The following is a 20,424-nucleotide window of genomic DNA, read 5'->3' on the forward strand; positions in this document are numbered from 1 at the left end:
GATCATTTAAAAGCTTGAAGGGGAAAACAGTTAGAGGATGGAATAATAAAAAGGAGTGTTAGGCTATGAGTCAACAGAAACAATCATTTTTTCGATATGAAAATGGTATATTATTCGTTTTGTTTTTGGTTTTTGGCTTGGTATTTATGGATCGGCTTAGCATTATCTACTTATTCCCTTTTGTCGCACCAGAGTTAGGACTGAATAACACACAAATGGGGTTGATCGTTGGAGCGACCTCTATTGCCTGGGGATTATCAACCTTATTATTTGCTAGTTTATCTGACTTTCTTGGAAAAAAGAAAAAAACCTTAATTATTTTTATCCTCATCTTTTCTGCTGCAACCTTTACTTCTGGACTTGTTGGAGGGCTTGGCTCCCTTATCCTTGTTAGACTATTAATGGGAGCATCTGAGGGACCGGTTATTCCATTAGTTCAGTCTTCGATTATGGCAGAATCTACTCCGAAACGAAGAGGATTTAACATGGGCTTTATTCAAAGCTCTGGGCCGCTACTAGGAAATGCGATTGCGCCTGTCCTGGTCGTGGCCATTGCAGCGGCGACGAATTGGCGCTATTCCTTCTTTGCTCTTGCTATTCCTGGAGTAATTCTTGCTATCATATTAATGTTTTATATGAGAGAACCACTCCTACATTCCACTGGAAAAAGTGGAGAAAAACAGGAAAAACCAACTTTCAGCGAATATAAAAGTGTTTTTAAAACAAGAAACGTATGGGTAGGCATGCTAATAGCTATTTTTTACATGATGTATTTATTGGTATTCACTAGCTTTATGCCATTATTCTTATCAGGGGTTTCTGGATACAGTGAAGCACAATACGGAATTGTATTAGGTATTTTAGGAATTGCTATGTTCTTTTGGCAGTTATTTATTCCTTATTTATCCGATAAGGTTGGGCGTAAAGCGGTCATCACCCCAGTGACATTTGTAGCTATTTTCCTACCGTTAGCCATTGCTAATTTTCATAGTAATTTTGCCTTACTAGCTATTTCTGTCTTCATACTAGCTATCGGATTCGGAGGTCAACCGCTTTATCTAGCCATTATTCCCTCCGAGTCAGTACCAAGAACGTTCGCGGCCACTGCAATAGCAGTTATTGTTTTAACTGGAGAGATTATTGGAGGCACTTTAGGCCCGATCGTTGCAGGTGTTTTAGCAGACAAATACAGTTTGTACGCTCCTTTATGGCTGGCAAGTGGAGCTGCCATTGTATTCTTCCTATTATCTTTTGGCTTAAAGGAAACAGCCCCTGTTAAAGTGTCGGGTAATAAGGAAATGAACGAGGTAAACGTACACATTTGATAAAAATCTATTATAACAGATCGTGATCCAATAAATCACGGTCTATTCATTTGGGGTTAGCTTAAAAAAAATGTTGGAAATTGTTGATGGAAAAATTGAAAAAGATTCTATGGTTTTATTGACAACACTGAATATTTGAACTATTCTAAATTTAACAAAGTTGTAATCGCTTTCAAAAGAGCCTACAATCAAATCCTATCAATCACCTATTTATTACTCCTTCTACAAATTTTGAATTTCCTACTTACTAAAAATGGTATATACCAAATATGCTTTCGAAAGCAAAGGACAGTGAATTGAATTTTACTATATAATGTAAATAGAACTAGCAAAGTATTTAACCATTTGAAGCAGGTGAGGAAATGTATAAAGGGGAAGAAGAAACACCTTTTTATCAACAGTTAAAAGACAAAATCATTGATGATATTGAATGTGGGAAATTAAAGCATGGAGATAAGCTCCCATCTGAGAGGGAATTAGCTGAACAATATGGAATCAGCCGGATGACAGCAAGACATACTCTTTCCATATTAGAAAGAGAAGGAGTAGTGGAAAGAAGAGTTGGTGCAGGAACCTTTATTTCTAATTATAAAATTGAAATGGATTTTATTACTTTTAATAGCTTTACAAGGACGATGTTGGGCAAGGGATTAACACCAAGTACCCAAGTGCTTTCTATTAAAAAGAGTCCAGCAAAGCCAGGTATTGGAAATAAGCTGCATATCCCAATTGGTGAAGAAATTGTTATCATTAAGCGTTTGCGAAATGTGAATGGAATCCCTATTTCTATTGAGGAATCCTTTATTCCTTATAAATACTGTCCAGACATTGATCACCGAATTACAAATAATCATTCGCTTTATCAAATGTTAGAAAATGATTATGGAATTACGTTAGTAAAGGCCAAAGAGTATATGAAGGTGAAACTAGCAGAAGAAAGTGATAGTAAATTACTTAGAATTCGATCCGAGAGTCCATGTGTATTACGTGAAGCGGTTGCCTACGATAATCAGGGCCATCCAATTGAATATTCAACATCACTTACTAGAAGTGATATTGTTAGGTTTTATTCTGAGTTACATCTGAAATGACGGTCATTTCAGATTAACAAAAATGGTATATACCAATAGAGGCAAGAGGAGGGGAAAGTGATGAGAGTCATTGGGGTTGGAGATAATGTGGTGGATAAGTATATGTACAAGAAAATTATGTATCCTGGAGGAAATGCACTTAACTTAAGCGTCTATGCTAAGCAACTAGGAGTAGATACAGCTTATCTAGGTGTTTTTGGTGATGATAAAGCAGCAAATCATATTATTGAAACGCTAAATCATTTGCAGATCGATATCTCTCATTGTCGACAGCATCCTGGGGAAAATGGATTTGCTGCCGTTGATCTTGTTGATGGGGACAGAGTATTTATCGGTGGGAATGATGGAGGTGTACAAAATACTCATCCTATCATTCTCACACAAGAAGATTTGAATTATATCCAAACATTTGAATTAGCACATAGTAGTATTTATAGCGGAATGGAAGGAGAACTACACAAGTTAAAGGAAACTGGTATTCTCGTTTCCTTCGATTTTTCAACCGATTATAATGAAAGCGTTTTAAAAGAAGTTTGCCCTCATGTAGATATTAGCCTTCTATCGTGTGGTCAATTACAAACAGATGAAATAAAAGACTTGTTATCATTCGTGTGTTCTTTAGGAAGTTCGATGGCTATTGGGACGATGGGTTCGAGAGGAGCAATGGTATTTAACGGGACAAACTTTTTTGAACAGAAGCCCCATTATGTCAAACCAGTGGATACTCTTGGCGCAGGAGATTCTTTTTTCACGGCTTTTATCCTTGAGTACTTAAAAGGGAAAAAGATACAGGTGGAGGAGGAGCAGTTGATCAAACAAAGCCTTGAAGCAGGAGCGAAATTTGCTGCTCAAACATGCTTAGTAGACGGAGCTTTTGGGTTTGGTATTGAATTCTAAATTCTTCCTAAAAGAATTTAAGAATCATAGATAGATAAGATATGGGGGTGGTGAGGTTTTGGAAGACTAAAACCTTAAAGATTTTATGCTCAAAACAATAAGGAGGGTCAATGAATGAGAACAAAATTATTAATTGTATTTATGCTTATGTTAGCATTGGTCATTACGGGTTGTTCCAGTTCTACCTCATCAAATGAAGAAGAATCGGATAAGATTGTCTTAAAATTTTTGCATAAATGGCCTCAACCACAATACGCCCCTTATTTTGAGGAAGTAGTAAAAGAATTCGAGAGTCAAAATCCAGATATTAAAATTAAGATGGAAGCGATCGCTGACGAACCGATCAAAGATAAACTACGGGTTATCCTTGGGGGAAGTGAGGTTCCAGATATTATGTTCTCTTGGTCAGGTGAATTTGCTAGGAAATTTGTTCGTGCCGATGCCGCCTTAGATCTCACCCCTTATTTAGAAGAAGACACAGCCTGGAAAGACAGTTTTATACCGGCTTCCCTACAGCCATTTTCTTCTGATGGGAAAAATTACGGAATTCCTTTGAGATTCAATGGAAAGTTCTTTGTTTATAATAAGGAGATTTTTGATAAGCATGGTCTGAAAGCACCTAAAACATGGGATGAATTTTTAGATGTTCTCGGTACCTTAAAAGAGGAAGGCGAAACACCACTGATGCTTGGGAATGAAAGCCCTTGGGCAGCTATTCATTACTTAACGGGACTGAACCAAAAAATGGTAGATCAAGAAGTTCGAATGAACGATTATAATCCTCGTTCAGGCGAGTTCACAGATCCTGGGTACGTAAAAGCGATGGAAATGCTAGCAGAATTGAACGAAAAAGGCTATTTTATGGATAACGTAAACTCTAGTTCCCATGATATGGTGAAGCAAATGTTCTTTGCAGGAAAAGGGGCTATTTTCTACGTGGAATTGGAAGAATTTCAAGATGTTGAAAACGCATTGAAAGGGAACTGGGGATTCTTCCCGATGCCGTCTATAGCTGATGGAGATGGAAGTCAAAATTATATAACTGGTGCTCCAGATGGATTTATTGTTTCTTCGAAAACGAAACATCCAAAAGAAGCAGTAGAGTTTTTAAAGTTTTTAACAAGTAAAGAAAACTCATTAAAACTTGTAGAGGATATTGGTTGGCCGAGTCCAATTGAAGGAGCTACGAACCCAGACACGGCTCTAAAGCAAGTGGCTGAAGGTGTGAATTACATGAAGCAAGCGGAAGGAATGGCCGAGTGGTTGGATACAGATGTTCATGCGAAAGTCGCAGACGTGTATCTATCAAACATTCAACTACTTCTTGACGGCTCCAAATCTCCAGAGGATATTATTAAAGAAGTTCAAGCTGTAGCTAAACAAGTGCAGAGTGAAGTGGAATAAATAGAACAGGGCAGGTAGTCATTCTTTATTACTTGCCCCCTCATAGGAGGGAGAAGGATGAAAGAAACATATAGAAACGGCCGAACGGCATTCCTTTTTATTTTACCAGCACTCCTTCTAATCCTGTTTATTGTATTTCTACCGATTGTCCTTAATTTATACAATAGTTTTTTTAGGTGGAATTCCTTTGAGGCAGGAAAAACGTTTGTCGGCTTCGAGTATTATGTAAGGCTTTTTAAAGATCCTGTGTTTTTTACCGCATTGAAAAATAATTCCCTTTACGCGATTATTTCATTGATCTGCCAGGTCGGTGGGGGAATCATTATAGCAGCTATATTAGAAGATAAACTGATTAGAAGGTTTCAACCCTTCTTTAGAACCGTATTCTTTATTCCCTCTGTTATATCGATTGCGGTAGTAGGCTTAATGTGGCAGCTGATTTATAATCCGGAAATCGGATTAGTGAATGGTGTGTTAAACGCTATTGGACAATCAGAGTGGGCTCATTCCTGGTTAGGAGATAGTAAAACAGCGATATATGCAGTAGTTGCCGTGTCACAGTGGCAATATACAGGATATATGACCATGCTTTTTCTTATTGCTATGCAGAAAATCCCGACGGAATATTATGAGGCAGCGATGATTGATGGTGCCTCAAAGATTAACTCGTTTTTTCATATAACACTACCACAAATAAAGGAAATGATTTTGGTCGGTAGTGTCATTACTGTAATTGGAGCTTTCAAGGTTTTTGATGAGGTCTATGTGATGACGTTTGGTGGACCGGGAAGATCAACAGAAGTTCTAGGAACGATGTTGTACCGTTCAGCTTTTCGTAACGATGAAATGGGTTATGCATCCACGATTGGGACAATTATATTTATCATCACCCTGACCCTATCTCTCATCCAAATGAAGTTGGGAAAATCGGGACAGGAGGTGGAATAAGCGGATGACAATACTAAAAAATAGAATCTTTCAAGTGATTATCTTGGTGTGGTTTAGTTTGTTTTCCTTAGTAATTATCTTCCCGATTATTTGGCTAGCATTGAGTGGGTTAAAAACAAATAGTGATTTCTTTTTAAATACCTGGTCACTTCCTGAAGAATGGATATGGGAGAATTACAAGGCTGCATGGGATGCTGGAATCGGTAAGTACTTTTTTAATAGTGTGTTTATAACCGTGGTTTCGGTCGTTACCGTATTACTGTTTGGATCAATGGCAGCTTACGGGTTAAGTAGATTTCGCTTTAAAGGACAGAATATACTATTAATCATCATTTTGAGTGGGTTAATGCTTGCGCCTCAAGTAAGTTTGATTCCTCTATACAAACTGCTTCAAGGAGTTGGACTTTACAATACGTATGGGGCGTTAATTATTCCATATGTGGCTTTCCAACTGCCATTTGCCATTTTTTTAATGAGATCGTATTTTTTATCGATTCCTAGAGAGCTTGAAGAGGCAGCTATTATTGATGGATGTAATCGATGGAAAGTGTACTGGAATATTGTTATTCCAATGGGAAGACCAATTATTGCTTCTTGTGCACTTTTAACTGCTATGAATGTTTGGAATGAGTTCATGTTTGCCTTGGTTTTCATTGAGGATTCAAGTCTTAGAACCATTCCAGTTGGATTGATGAATTTAAGAAGTCAATTAAACACGAACTTTGGAATTCAATTGGCTGGATTAGCTATTTCAGCACTACCAATGATTATCGCCTATATTATCTTTCAGAAACAATTTGTCCGTGGGATATCGGCAGGTGGGGTGAAAGGATAAAAATATATAAGTGTCTATATTGGTATTTTTTACTAATATAGACGAATATAAATGGTATATACCACTAGGGGGGAGCAAATGAAGAAGATTTCCAGAAAACAGATTACTGGTATGAACTTCCATTATTTACATTACCCTTTTGAATACTTTTTGGATGCTATGGTGCATTTTGAATTCCAGCAAATTGAAGTATGGGGTGCCGCTCCGCATATGTATGTCGAGGATTTGTCGATACAGGATATTCGTCGAATTAGAGGGGAAATTCATCAACGGGAATTATCAGTCGTATGTTTTACTCCTGAACAATGTATGTATCCAATCAATCTAGCTGCAAAAGAGACAGAAATAAGAGAGAGAAGTATCCGTTATTTTCAAAAGTCAATTGATTCGGCAGTGGAATTAGAAGCTCCTATGGTTTTAGTTACGGCTGGTTGGGGATATCGAAATGAAAACAGTGAGGAGGCATTAAAAAGATCAAAAGCCTCTCTAGGCATTCTATCAAACTATGCTGAAAAAGAAGGAATCGTGTTAGCGTTAGAGCCATTACAAAAAGTGGAGTCGAATATCGTAAACACATTACCGGATTTAAAAGAATGCCTTAATGAGATTTCTTCTCCTTTTTTAAAAGGGATGGTGGATACTATTCCTATGTCCGTTGAAGGGGAGAATTTAGCAACCTATTTTGATCAGTTGGAGCTTGCCCATATTCATTTTATCGATGGAAAACCAACCGGGCATTTAGCCTGGGGAGATGGAAACCTTCCATTAGAAAGCTATATTCAAACATTAGTTCAGCATGATTACAAAGGTGCGCTTACTCTCGAATTTACTTCAACTGAGTATTTGCTGAATCCAAACGAAGCAATCGAAAAATCTCTTGAAACGTTAGCTCCTTATATAAATTAATTCATAAAAAATGTGGAGGGATTGTCATGTTAAAATTTGATTCAAATCTATTTTTACAATTAGTAGGAGAGGAAGGAATGGCAAAGAAAGGTGAAATTGAAAGAATTGTAGATGATATTTCAAATAAGGGCTTTAAAAATATCTTTTTGATTGGATCTGGTGGAACAGTTGCGATGATGTATCCTTATGAATATATTTTTAAATCGAACTCGAGTTTGGATGTTCATGCGGAGATTGCAGCTGAATTAATAGTCATGAACAATCGTCATTTAACCAAGGACTCTGTTTGCATATTTGCTTCTGTCACCGGTACAACGAAAGAAACCGTAGCTGCAGCAGAATTTTGTAAAGCCAAAGGGGCGACGACCATTGGTTTAGTTGCCATTCCGGATACCCCCCTAGCAGATGCTGTGGATTATTGCATTTCGACAGGCAGGGAAAAGCATTCATTTGATACGTTCTTTGTTCACCTCCAGCTACTTACAGCTCGTTTCATTCATAATCATGGTGAATTCCCTGATTATGAACAATTTACTCAAGAGTTATCACTTCTTCCACAAGGAATCGTTCATGCTGTTGAAGCATTTGACCCTCGTGCAGAGCAATTTGCTATTAAGCACAAAGATACCGGATACCATATGTTAGTTGGAGCAGGAAATCTTTGGGGTAATACTTACTCCTATGCCATGTGTATCTTAGAAGAAATGCAGTGGATTAAATCAAAATCGATTCATGCGGCAGAGTTTTTCCACGGGACATTAGAGCTGGTCGAGGAAGATACAAGTGTCATTTTGTTTAAGGGGGAAGATGAAACAAGACCTCTGGTAGATCGAGTAGAAAGATTTGCTGAAAAAATTACAAAAGAATTATTTATCATTGATACAAAGGAATATCCGTTAGAAGGGATTAGTGAAAAGTTTCGAAAGTTTTTTGCTGTCAATGTAAACTGGGCATTAACTGGTCAGATTAGTGTGTATCTCGAAAGAGAAAGAAATCATCCTCTAGAGCTTAGAAGATATTACCGCAAAATGGAGTACTAAGGGGTGGAAGCGATGTTTAACTTTGACAGGGAGCGATTTTTACGTATTCAAAATGGGGCGATCGGGTTAAAAGACGAATTAGACGAAGTAATAGATGAGTTAGTCGCAAAAGGTATAAAAAATGTATTCTTTGTTGGTACAGGTGGAGCTGCTATCTTAATGTATGCGGCAGAATACATCTTGAAGAATCACTCAACCTTACCGGCTTTTACAGAAATATCGTCTGAATTAATGGTTACGGATCACCAGCATTTAGGTGAACAATCTTTGGTTATTCTTCCGTCTTTATCAGGAACAACGAGAGAAACGGTGGAAGTGGCAAATTTTTGTAAGGAAAAGGGTGCCACGACTATTTGCTTGGTAGGTCATGCGAATACACCACTTACTAAAGCGACGGATTATTCTTTTGTCAATTTTGCAGAGGATGACACATCTTGTGAATCATTCTACCTTCAATCGTTCCTCATCGCTTTTCGATTAATGTATAAGAGACAGGAGTTCCCTGAATATCATCAATGGATGGAAGAGCTGAAAATGTTACCAGAAGCTTTATTGAAGGTAAAGGAAGCTACGGAAAATCGGGCAAAAGAGTTTGCACAAAAGCATAAAGACACTCCGTATCATATCCTTTCTGGAGCGGGAATTGATTGGGGGCAAACCTACTATTATGCCATGTGTATTTTAGAAGAAATGCAGTGGATTAAGACTCGCCCTGTTCACGCCTCTGATTTCTTCCATGGAACACTTGAGTTAGTAGAAGAAGATACAAGTATAGTATTGTTAAAAGGAGAAGGAAGAGTACGTTCTCTGACGGAAAGAGTGGAACGCTTTGCGAACCACTTTTCAAAGGAATTAACCGTGTTTGATACAAAAGATTATCCACTCAAAGGAATATCAGAGCAATTTAGACCGTTTTTATCGCCAATTGTATTGGCAACTCTACTAGAAAGAATAAGTTGTCATTTAGAAGAAGTCAGAAATCATCCTCTCACGACAAGAAGATACTATAAAAAAGTTCCTTTCTAATCATCCTAAAAACTGTAAACATTCTTTGTGTTTACAGTTTTTTATTATTCATATTTCTTTATCTTATCGAAAAATTCTGTTAAAATCATCTACTAAAGCAAGAAAGTAAAAAATGTAAGGGGTTAATCGATGTTAAATTCAGATTTGGATACACGTTTAGAGCCAAGAATTAAGGAATTATATCAATTACATAAGGAACGGTCAGCTAATATTGACTGGAGTTACCATGAATTTATACCGTGGGACAAGGCGATGTCCTTTAAGAGAGTTCCTTGGGATAAAAGTCAAGTGACTCTCCCTGAAGCTGTTATTGTAGCGATTGAGACAGCATTACTAACAGAAGTGAATTTGCCTTGGTATACATCTCATTTGGATTATACTTTTAAAAACTCTATGGAAGTCATTAATGATTTTGTTCGCACATGGACGGCAGAAGAAGACCAACACTCTAGTTTACTTGAAACCTATTTATTGGTGACGCGTAACGTAGATCCGAAACGATTACATGAACTAAGAAAGCGAATGGTTGAAAGTGGTTGGTTCCCTGATTTCACTAACCCATTAGCAACGATGGCTTATACTTCTTTGCAAGAGTTAGCTACTCTAGTTTTTTATAATAATGTCGCAAAAATTGCTAGTCCTCACGATAAAGATTTGGCAACTTTGCTAAGAAGACTAGCGAAAGACGAAGCTCTTCATTATGCGTTCTATCGTGATACGGTGAAAGCACATCTGGAACTGGATCCTAATTTCATTGTATTTTTCGAAGATGTGATTATCAATTTCTCTATGCCAGGTGCCGTTATGCCAGATTTTAGTGAGAGAATGAAAACAATCGCGCTAGAAGCAAATTACGGTCCATTACAGTATTTTGATCAAGTATTAGACGTGGTCGTAACGTATTGGGATATCGAAAACCTTCAGCCTACTACTGAGGAAGCGAAACAATCACAAGCAAATATTATGAAATATCATGGGCGCTTAAAGAGAATTAAAGAACGTCAATTAGCGAAAAAATAAAAGCAAGTGGTAAGGAAGGATAAAATAATGACAACACAATGCGAGATTTGTAAAAAAGAAACAAATAACAGAGTTAGTTATTTGGAGTTAGAAACTTGGGAGTTTGAGTTTCTAAAGAAGGAGAAAAAAACCTTCTATTCAATCTGCTTCCCTTGCTTTGACAAACATACCAATCAATTTATTGATAAAGACACGGATCTAGAAATAAGAAAAAAACGTTTATTATCCGTAAGTAAAGAAATTCAAGAAGAAATAGAAGAAATTCTCACTGTAGAAGTGTAATAGACGTAACCAGTTTCTATGACGAAACTGGTTTTTTTGTTGTTTTTCCTCGTGAACAATATGAACAAAATGATTAATAAGTTTTTAATGTTGTTTAAATGTATAATTCAAAAAATGTTCAAAAGTTATGTAAAATTAGGAAAACGCTTACAAAGGGGGATTCAAAATGTTTTCTATTAAAAAAATCTCAGCTTGTTTTTGTGCAGGAGTATTGGCGCTCAGCCTAGGTGCCTGCAGTAGTGGTGAACAAACAGCAGGATCTGACAAGAAGGAAAAGAGCTCAGGGTACCCTACAAAAGCTATTTCAGTGGTAGCACCATCAGGAGCAGGTGGTGGTTGGGACTTAACGGCCCGCTCGTTGACAAAGGTGTTAGCAGAGACAAAGATTGTGGAACAACCGTTAACGGTTGAAAATAAACCGGGTGGTGGCGGAGCTGTTTTTATGGCAGAATATGCGACCCAACAAGTAGAAAATAATGACATGCTATTCGTTAATTCCCCACCGATTATCATTAATAACCTGAAAAAAGAAGGAAATAGCCCATTCGGGTACAAAAATACAACTCCTCTCGCACAGTTAACGAAGGATTATGGAGCGATTGTTGTAAAAGCAGACTCAAAGTTTACCGACTTAAAGTCAGTTTTGGAAGAAGTAAAGAAGGATCCTAGTAAACTAACATTTGCAGGCGGTTCTGCCCCAGGATCTATGGATCACTTAATTTCAATTCTCCCCGCTTATAAATATGGTGTGGATCCGACAAAAGTGAAGTACGTGTCCTATGATGGTGGGGGAGAAGCGATCACGGCATTGCTTGGTGGAAATGCAGATGTTATTGGTACGGACGCTTCTAGTGTAAAAGAATTTTTAAAGTCAGGAGATGTACGAGTGTTAGCTGTCACTTCAACCGAGCGTATTGGTGGTGACTTCAAGGATGTGCCTACAGCGATTGAACAAGGAGTCGAAGCTGAGTTTACCATTTGGCGTGGAGTATTTGGTCCTGAAAAGATGTCAGAGGAAGCGAAAGAATATTGGGAGTCATCCTTAGAAAAGCTTGTGAATGCTCCAGAATGGAAGAATGAAGTAGAAACACAAGGCTGGGAAATGGAATACAAAAATAGCTCCGATTTCACAAAGTTCTTAGAGGAGCAGGAATCACAGGTTCAGCAATTATTAACAGCGTTAGGTATGGAGAAATAGATAGTAAAGGGGAGGAGGCTTCCTTCTTCCCTTAAGCTTTTTGAAAGGGGAGTACCAATGGATATTAAGTTCGATCGTATCGCTTCTGTCTTGTTTCTAGTAATTGGAGTTCTGTTTATTATCGGCAGTCGAAATCTCGCTAGCACTTCATATGGAAGTTCTGTAGGCCCTGATATTTTCCCTTCCATACTCGGTGCCTTACTTGTCCTTTTAAGTATTCGTTTATTTTACGAAACGATTATGACAAGGAACCATCAGGGTGAAAAGGAGAAGTTGCAATACAAGCCATTTCTTATCATCTTTGTTGCAACACTTTTTTATATTTTGACATTAGAAACAATAGGATACGTCATTACTACCTTTATCTTTTTATTTGTCTGTTTTCAGACAATGGAACGTACAAAATGGGTGAAGTCTCTTATCATATCTGCTTGTTTTTCAGGAATTGTGTATTTTTTATATGTACAAGTGTTAAAAGGAACTCTTCCTGGCTGGCCAATTTGGTTTTAGCTATGAAAGGGGTATAGAGAGGAGAAGGGAAGCATGGACACACTTGACTATTTATTTCAAGGTTTCGGAACAGCACTAATCTGGTATAATATCGCGTTTGCTTTTGTCGGAGTGTTAATAGGAACAGCTGTTGGTGTGCTGCCTGGAATTGGTCCAATGAGTGGGGTAGCACTGCTAATCCCAGTCACCGCATCCATTACAGGTGGGCTTCCTCCAGAGCAAGCAGCTACGAGTGCAATTATTCTACTAGCTGGGGTATATTATGGAGCGATGTATGGTGGTTCGACCACTTCAATTCTACTAAATACGCCAGGGGAATCATCATCAGTTGTTACGACATTAGATGGTTATCAAATGGCAAAAAACGGAAGAGCAGGTAGTGCACTATCGATAGCGGCGATTGGTTCATTTGTTGCTGGTATTATCACGCTTGTTGCCCTCATTGCATTGGCCAAACCACTCTCAGCTGTTGCACTGAAATTTGGACCTGCTGAATATTTTTCTCTCATGTTATTAGGTCTAGGTGCTGTTAGTGGTTTAGCCGGAAAATCTGTTACAAAGGCATTGATAATGACCATTTGTGGGTTACTTCTTGGAACGATCGGAATTGATAATGTCTCAGGTATTGCTAGATTTACGTTTGATGTTCCGTGGCTCTATCAAGGTATTGAATTTTTAACGATAGCTGTTGGATTGTTTGCTCTAGGAGAAGTTTTTAAAACGATCTTAGAAAAAGAAGAAGATGAGGTTCATATTGCAAAAATCAATAATTTACTTCCTTCCAAGGCTGAATTCAAGGAATCAGCTGGACCGATTGCTAGAGGTTCGATACTCGGCTTTTTTGTAGGAATATTACCTGGAGCTGGTGCGACGCTCGCTTCCTTCTTTTCTTATATTCTGGAAAAAAAGATTTCTAAGAACCCTTCAAAGTTCGGTACGGGATCCATTGCAGGGGTTGCAGCGCCGGAGTCTGCAAATAATGCAGCATCGGGTGGTGCAATGATCCCGCTATTAACGCTTGGTATTCCTGGCTCAGGTACCACTGCAATATTAATGGGAGCACTGATGATGTATAACGTCCAACCTGGACCGCTATTATTTGAAGACCACCCACAGGTAGCCTGGGGACTAATTGCTAGTATGTTTATCGGGAATATCATGCTATTAATCTTAAATCTTCCATTGGTAAAAGTGTTTGCAAAAATTATTCAAACACCAAAGCAATTCTTAATACCAATTATTATCGCTATCTCCATTTTTGGTGTGTATGCCGTTCAAGTTTCCACATACGATTTATTGCTGTTATTAGGATGTGGGATTCTTGGGTACTTTTTGAACAAGAACGATTATCCGATCGCACCACTAGTACTAGGGTTGGTGTTAGGACCAATGGTTGAAAATAATCTACGAAGAGCGTTAACCATTTCTAACGGAGATTTCAGTGTGTTTTTGACAAGACCAATTTCCCTAGCTTTTCTACTCATTACACTCCTTTGGCTAATCATTCCTCTCCTAATGAAAAGAAGAGGGAAAGAAGTCATTATTAATGTAGAAGGATAAATTATTTGAAATAGTTCGAAAACTCCTTTTAATAAGGAGTTTTTTTACTATAATGAGAAGAGAGGTGTTTGGATGCGGTTACATACAAAGTTAATGCTTGGAATTTTTATTGTCATAGTTGTGATTGGAGGCTTATTTGGGTACACCTTTAAACAAATCATGGAATCAAATTTGAAAAATGAAATTGGTTTAAAAGCGTTATCTGTGGCCCAATCTGTCGCAAATATACCGGAAATACAAGAAGCTTTTCAGACAGAAGATCCGGCTGCTATTATTCAACCCATTGCAGAAAAAATCCGAAATCAAGTAGGTGCAGAATTTATTGTTATTGGGAACTTAGCTGAGGTTAGATATTCCCATCCGAATCCTATTCGATTAGGACAGAAGATGGTTGGGGGAGATAATAGTCGAGTTTTTAAAGGGGAATCGATTATCTCAGAGTCAACGGGGACATTAGGACCTTCACTCAGGGGGAAAACACCTATTTTTCATAATGGAGAAGTCATTGGTGTGGTATCAGTTGGGTATCTCCAGACGGATATAGAGATGAAGGTGGCAAAAATACAAAAAAAGATATTTGTGGTTACTTTCCTGATTTTAATAGGTGGCCTACTAGCGGCTCTTTTAATCTCTTTAAATATTAAAAAAGCCATGTTTGGATTAGAACCAAAAGAAATTGCCTGGATGTATCAGGAGAAACATGCCATTTTAGAATCAATTCATGAAGGAATTATTGCAATAGACACAGATGGTAGGATCACAGTTGTAAATGAAACCGCTCATAAAATTTTACGTGTACCCAATGAGGTCCTACTCCGGGGTAAGAAAGTTGAAGAGGTGTTAGAGAACACAAAACTCCTAAGTGTGGTTCGGACAGGAATGGCGGAATATGACCAAGAAATGATGATTTTTGGTTCGGTCTATTTGGCTAATCGAATTCCTATTCATAATACGAAAGGGAACGTAATTGGAGCGGTTGCAAGTTTAAGGAATAAATCTGAGCTAGCACATTTACTACAGGAATTATCCCATGTAAAGGCTTATGCAGAGGGATTACGAGCACAAACACATGAGTACTCCAACCGTCTTTATACTTTATTAGGTTTAATTCAATTAGGGTCATATAAAGAAGCAATTGATTTTATATCTCATGAAGTGGATGTTGCGCAAGGGTTCATTCAATTTCTGATGAAAGAAATTCCTGATCCTATAATTGCTGGATTTGTCCTAGGAAAGACTAGCTTGGCGAGTGAATGGAAAGTGAATTTCCTTGTAGATAGAGAGAGTAGTTTTAAAGATATTCCTGATGAGATGAATAGAGACTCGCTAGTCACGATAATTGGGAACTTAGTCAACAATGCTTTTGAAGCAGTAAGGGACAATGAAAAAGAAGAAAAAATGGTAAACCTATTTCTAACCGATCTCGGGAAAGATCTAATTATTGAGGTCGAAGATAACGGAAATGGTATCGAAAGTAGCAAAAGTGATTTGATTTTTCGCGAAGGGTATTCAACCAAGAACAAAAAGAGTAATGCGGGTATTGGACTAAGTCTCGTTCATAAGGAAATTGAAGCTCTTGGTGGGACTATTACCTTTTCAACAAGATCAGGGGAGGGTACGATTTTTACTGTAGCGATACCGAAAAATAGGGGGAGTAAACAATGAAGAACCGTGAGATCGAAGTGTTAATTGTCGAAGATGATCTCAGAATTGCTGAGATACAACAGCGGTATATAGAGCAAATACAAGGGTTTCAAGTTGTTGGGATTGCGGCTAGTTATCTAGAGGCGAGAACATTGATTGATATCTTGAAGCCAGATTTGCTCCTATTAGATGTTTATTTTCCGGATATGAATGGATTGGACTTACTGAAAGAAACGAAACAGCTTGAAAAGCATACAGATGTGATCATGATTACAGCTACAAAAGAGTTAGATAAAGTCCAAGAGGCAATCAGTATCGGTGTGTTCGATTATATGATTAAACCTGTTGTCTTTGATCGTTTTAAGCAAGCATTGCAACGATATCAAGATTTCCATAAGAAACTACAATTATTAGGAAAAGAAAATACGCTTATTACACAGCAAGAGGTTGACAGTCTTTTACGTAAAGAAGTAGAAGTACCTAGTAACAATGATCGCTCATATTTACCAAAGGGAATTGACCCATTAACCCTTGAAAAAGTGCTCGAAGTACTAGGAAAAGTAGGAGTGGGGTTAACGGCAGAGAGCGTGGCAAAGGAAATTGGAGTTAGTAGAACAACAGCCCGCCGTTATTTAGAGCATCTAGTATCGGTAGAAAAAATTGAAGCTGATTTAGCATACGGGACAGTGGGTCGTCCTGAACGTGTGTATATTGTAGATAGATAGGTTGATATGAACCTATGAACCTCTTCCTAATATAGGAAGAGGTTTTTTATGGGCAGTTTGAGCATTATGAACTAGTAGTTAGCAATATATCCAAGGTAAATGCCGGAATTTGTCGAACAATTCCCTTCGTATATCGAACTAAACTCCCTGTTTGTTTTCCGAATATTCTGTTACGTTAACTTGGTAGTCTATTATGTACATAGAAGGGATGATTTTATGAAGAAGCGATTTACGGCTTTACTAGGATTCTTACTAGTTCTATCCCTATTTACACAAGCAGCATTTCCTGTTTTAGCTACTGAAACAGTTGAAGCGTATGATGTGATAGAGTTAGAGACTAGTAGGTCTTTATTCTCATTAACAGAGGCTAGAACAGTAGAAGTTCAAGCGGATTTTGGGGATAAGGTTGATTTGAGTCAACTAGAGTTTCTATTTGGAGGAAAGAGCCTCTCCGAATGGAAAAAGTGGACAAGTGGGACAAATTATAATGGTGAACCTTTTATTAAGGTGATCGAAGAGCCACATTTTGTTGATGGCACAACAACCATCAAGGCAACATTAGAGTTTGGTCTTCCATATAATAGAGACAATCTCTCAAACCGTACGATTCGAACGCAATATCAACAATACATTGGAGACTATGAGCTAGCGTTAATAAATCCTGCAAGCCAAACAAAGGCAGCCAAAACGGTCAAACTTAATGTGTATGATCAATTTCATTTCTATGAAGAATTAAAGCCAACCATTGATCAAGTATTCGAGGAAGCAAATGCGGCAAATGACCGTTATCTTGAGTACCAAAGTCTTGGTAAAACTGTACAAGGTCGAGACCTGCATTTTGTTATTTTAGCAAGAGATCAAGCCGCAGTTGATAAGTATTTGAACGAAACTTTACCTACCGCATTAGAAAATCCTGAAAGTTTATTAGCAAAGCTTGAAAATGGAACAATGGGAGATTATCAAGTTCCCGTGTGGATTAACAATATTCACCCTGATGAAGTAGAGGGTGTGGATGCACAAGTTGAGTTATTTAAGAAATTTGCCCTTGAAGAGGAAGTCACTTTTAATACGGTTGTTGACGATCAGGAAAAACCTGTGACATTGAATGTGGATGAAGTTCTTGATGATGTCATCTTCCTTTATATGTTTACGAATAACCCTGATGGTAGAGTTCTTAACACAAGAGCAAATGCTAATGGATTTGACTTGAACCGTGATAATCACTATCAAACTCAAATCGAAACACAGGAAGTCACTCAAGAGATTGCAAAGTGGACGCCACTTTCCTTCCTTGATATGCATGGATATGTAAATGGGTTCTTAATTGAACCAACTACTCCTCCGCATAACCCGAACTTTGAGTATGATTTACTTTACAGCAATATGATTGACCAAGCTCATGCGATGGGGAAAGCAGGGATTAGTAATTCTGCTTATAACTCTTATGAAATTCCAGCCTTAGATTATGGGGATGGTTGGGATGATATGACTCCCGCCTATACAGCGATGTATGCGATGTTGCATGGGTCACTTGGCCATACCATTGAAACACCAGCATTAAGTCAAAATGGATATGATGCTATGTATGGTACGGGTCTTGGTGCAACACTTTATGTTACTGAAAACAAAGATGAACTTTACAAAAATCAGCTTGAAATTTTTAAGCGTGGTGTAAATGGGGAAGATAATCGTGCCGTTGATGAATACTTTGTTAATGCTAACGGAGAATCAATTGGTCGTGTAAGAGGAGACAATGAAAACTTCTTCCCTGAATATTATGTGATAACAGCTGATGTGGCGGGGCAAAAAAATACTCTTGAAGCAACGAAAATGATAGAGTATTTACTTCGTAACGGTGTAAAGGTAGAACAAACGACAACAAATACAGAAGTAAATGGTGTCACTTATCCAAAAGGAACATATGTAGTTCCAATGGACCAAGCTAAACGTGGATTGGCCAATGCGATGCTTTACAAAGGTGACGATGTATCGGACTGGGGAGCCATGTACGATCCGATCGTTGTTAACTTCCCTGCTTTAAGAGGGTTTGATATTGATGAAGTTCGTGTATCCAATGCTTTTGAAAACAAAACGACAGACGTAGAAAATATTACATTACCTACAGGTAAAGTGGTTGGTAAAACACCAAAACAAGTATTATCAAACACTAATAATGACACAGTGAAACTAGTAAATGAGCTATTAAGAGACGGTAAAGTCGTTGAAAAAGCAGTGGAAACAAAGGGCAAGGTGAATAAAGGTGATTACATTGTAAATACAAAAGATTTAGCTGGTTATGCTGATTTTTATTACGAAGCTTCACCAGTTGGTACGACGCAAAATGTAAAAACAGAAAAATTAACTCTTCCTAAAGTGGCTGTAACGGGGTCATCCCAATTAATTTTCTCGTTGAAGGAATTAGGTTTCGAACTAGTGAGCCAAGCGGAAGCAGATGTAATTATAAGTGATAACGGTACCTTTAATGCTAGTGGTCTTTCAGGGAAATCATATGTTGGTATGGGTGTTTATGCGCTTAATGCTGTGAAAAATAGTGGTTTGCTACCAGGATATGAGTGGGATTACACTAGTGTAGGTCACGAAGGGCTGTTAAAAGCAAAAGTAAATGATCATCTACTAACTTCTGGCTATCAGGCCGATGAGCTTCTGTATACAACCAATGGCGCATGGATTAAATCCGTTCCTAAGGAGGCAGAGGTACTTGCAACCGTAAGTAGCAGTGATGACTTCTATGTTGCTGGCTGGTGGCCAGGACACGAAGAGGCAAAGGGTCAAATACTTGCCTTTACTCAAAATCTTGAAGACACCAACATTACTTTATTTGCTAATGACTTAGCATTTAGAGCACATACGCAGTATAGCTATCGTCTATTAGCTAACAGCATTTTTGCTTCGGTTGGATCTGAAGTAGTGAAGAAGGGCAAAGGCTCTGTGAAGGATAAAGTCATTAAGAACAACAACCAAGTTGAACCGTCCTTCTTTGAAAAAGGAAGAGATAGAGAGTAGAAAAACAAACAGGAAGGTTCTCAATCTCAGGTTGAGAACCTTCTGTTTTTTATTAATAAAAATTTGCAATAATGTGATAATATAACGGTAACCTGAGGGATTGAAGGGAGAAACAAGATGGTATTACATATGGAAGATGTTTCGTTAATAAAAGGGGAAAAGTGGATATTACAGCATATTAATTGGAGCATTCATAAAGGGGACAACTGGGTTCTGTTTGGTTTAAATGGTGCTGGAAAAACCGCTTTGCTCAATATAGTAAATGGCTATTATTATCCAACAAAAGGGAAAGTCAGCGTGCTAGGAAGAAAGTTCGGGAGAGATCCTATTGGGGGTGAACTCCGAAAGCATATTGGGTTTGTATCTTCTTCTTTACAACAAAAATTCCATCCTGGGGATAATGCCTTTGAGGTCGTATTAAGTGGTGCTTATGCTTCCATTGGTCTTTACGAAACACCCTCAGATGAAGTTAGAGAAAAAGCCATCACTTTATTAAATGAGCTTGGCTGTATCCATTATGTGAATCGTAACTATGAGAATCTCTCACAAGGAGAAAAGCAAAGAGTTCTTATCGCGCGTTCTTTAATGACAAATCCGTCTCTACTTATCCTGGATGAACCTACGAATGGCTTAGACTTCATCGCGCGAGAAGAATTTTTAGAAACAATTGAGGAAATTGCTAAAAGAGAACATGCACCAACAATGGTTTATGTAACTCACCATGTAGAAGAAATTTTGCCTATTTTTAATAAAACATTGCTATTAAAAGAAGGACATGTTTTTTCGGTAGGAGATACAAACGAAATGATTTCAAGCGCTAAATTGTCTCACTTCCTTACTATGGATGTAGAAGTGATTTGGAAGAACGGTAGACCATTGGTTTCTAAACGTACAGCAAGTAAAAATTTCTCCTGAGCCTTCTTATGATTTAGAAAGTCAAGTGAAAAAGGGGATCAATTTCATAGATATAAATTTTACAGATTAATGTC

18 protein-coding genes are annotated in these 20,424 nt (G+C 37.9%); all 18 read left to right on the forward strand.

The window, feature by feature from the left end; genetic code table 11:
• The first annotated feature begins 65 nt into the window (after positions 1-65).
• Complete coding sequence (locus tag ACVBAX_RS06705) at positions 66-1,325, forward strand: MFS transporter (RefSeq protein ID WP_447116352.1); 1,260 nt, start codon at positions 66-68, stop codon at positions 1,323-1,325.
• Positions 1,326-1,687: 362 nt separating this feature from the next.
• On the forward strand, positions 1,688-2,416 hold the full coding sequence (locus ACVBAX_RS06710) for a GntR family transcriptional regulator (RefSeq protein WP_447116353.1): 729 nt from the start codon (positions 1,688-1,690) through the stop codon (positions 2,414-2,416).
• Positions 2,417-2,476: 60 nt separating this feature from the next.
• Positions 2,477-3,313 carry a fructoselysine 6-kinase gene (locus tag ACVBAX_RS06715; protein WP_447116354.1) on the forward strand — a complete coding sequence of 279 codons (837 nt, stop codon included), beginning with the start codon at positions 2,477-2,479 and terminating at the stop codon, positions 3,311-3,313.
• 114 nt (positions 3,314-3,427) lie between these two features.
• Entirely contained in the window at positions 3,428-4,717 is a 1,290-nt protein-coding gene (locus tag ACVBAX_RS06720) for an ABC transporter substrate-binding protein (protein ID WP_447116355.1), read from the forward strand.
• 57 nt (positions 4,718-4,774) lie between these two features.
• Positions 4,775-5,665, forward strand: a complete 891-nt coding sequence (locus ACVBAX_RS06725) for a carbohydrate ABC transporter permease (protein ID WP_447116356.1) — start codon at positions 4,775-4,777, stop codon at positions 5,663-5,665.
• Positions 5,666-5,669: 4 nt separating this feature from the next.
• The gene (locus ACVBAX_RS06730; RefSeq protein WP_430775288.1) at positions 5,670-6,500 is read left to right on the forward strand and encodes a carbohydrate ABC transporter permease; all 831 of its coding nucleotides are present in this window, start codon (positions 5,670-5,672) and stop codon (positions 6,498-6,500) included.
• Between the two features lie 78 nt (positions 6,501-6,578).
• Positions 6,579-7,406 (forward strand): sugar phosphate isomerase/epimerase family protein, encoded by an 828-nt coding sequence (locus ACVBAX_RS06735; protein ID WP_447116357.1) that lies wholly within the window; start codon positions 6,579-6,581, stop codon positions 7,404-7,406.
• 26 nt (positions 7,407-7,432) lie between these two features.
• Complete coding sequence (locus ACVBAX_RS06740; protein ID WP_430775290.1) at positions 7,433-8,446, forward strand: SIS domain-containing protein; 1,014 nt, start codon at positions 7,433-7,435, stop codon at positions 8,444-8,446.
• A gap of 12 nt (positions 8,447-8,458) precedes the next feature.
• Positions 8,459-9,472: an SIS domain-containing protein gene (locus ACVBAX_RS06745; RefSeq protein WP_447116358.1), complete on the forward strand. Its 1,014-nt coding sequence runs from the start codon at positions 8,459-8,461 to the stop codon at positions 9,470-9,472.
• A gap of 129 nt (positions 9,473-9,601) precedes the next feature.
• Complete coding sequence (locus ACVBAX_RS06750; protein ID WP_447116359.1) at positions 9,602-10,492, forward strand: acyl-ACP desaturase; 891 nt, start codon at positions 9,602-9,604, stop codon at positions 10,490-10,492.
• A 27-nt stretch (positions 10,493-10,519) separates the two neighbouring features.
• Positions 10,520-10,774: a hypothetical protein gene (locus ACVBAX_RS06755; RefSeq protein ID WP_430775293.1), complete on the forward strand. Its 255-nt coding sequence runs from the start codon at positions 10,520-10,522 to the stop codon at positions 10,772-10,774.
• 166 nt (positions 10,775-10,940) lie between these two features.
• Positions 10,941-11,972, forward strand: a complete 1,032-nt coding sequence (locus ACVBAX_RS06760; protein ID WP_447116360.1) for a Bug family tripartite tricarboxylate transporter substrate binding protein — start codon at positions 10,941-10,943, stop codon at positions 11,970-11,972.
• A gap of 57 nt (positions 11,973-12,029) precedes the next feature.
• Positions 12,030-12,482, forward strand: coding sequence for a tripartite tricarboxylate transporter TctB family protein (locus tag ACVBAX_RS06765; RefSeq protein ID WP_447116361.1), 453 nt, complete (start codon positions 12,030-12,032; stop codon positions 12,480-12,482).
• 33 nt (positions 12,483-12,515) lie between these two features.
• Positions 12,516-14,042: a tripartite tricarboxylate transporter permease gene (locus ACVBAX_RS06770; protein WP_447116362.1), complete on the forward strand. Its 1,527-nt coding sequence runs from the start codon at positions 12,516-12,518 to the stop codon at positions 14,040-14,042.
• A gap of 72 nt (positions 14,043-14,114) precedes the next feature.
• Complete coding sequence (locus ACVBAX_RS06775) at positions 14,115-15,707, forward strand: ATP-binding protein (protein WP_447116363.1); 1,593 nt, start codon at positions 14,115-14,117, stop codon at positions 15,705-15,707.
• A complete protein-coding gene (locus ACVBAX_RS06780; protein WP_447116364.1) occupies positions 15,704-16,411 on the forward strand; it encodes a response regulator in 708 nt (235 codons plus the stop codon). The genes ACVBAX_RS06775 and ACVBAX_RS06780 overlap by 4 nt, the downstream gene beginning before the upstream one ends.
• A 216-nt stretch (positions 16,412-16,627) precedes the next feature.
• Positions 16,628-19,435 carry a M14 family metallopeptidase gene (locus ACVBAX_RS06785; RefSeq protein ID WP_447116365.1) on the forward strand — a complete coding sequence of 936 codons (2,808 nt, stop codon included), beginning with the start codon at positions 16,628-16,630 and terminating at the stop codon, positions 19,433-19,435.
• Between the two features lie 117 nt (positions 19,436-19,552).
• Entirely contained in the window at positions 19,553-20,350 is a 798-nt protein-coding gene (locus ACVBAX_RS06790; RefSeq protein WP_447116366.1) for an ABC transporter ATP-binding protein, read from the forward strand.
• Positions 20,351-20,424: the final 74 nt, after the last annotated feature.

Source organism: Robertmurraya sp. GLU-23 (assembly GCF_052983275.1).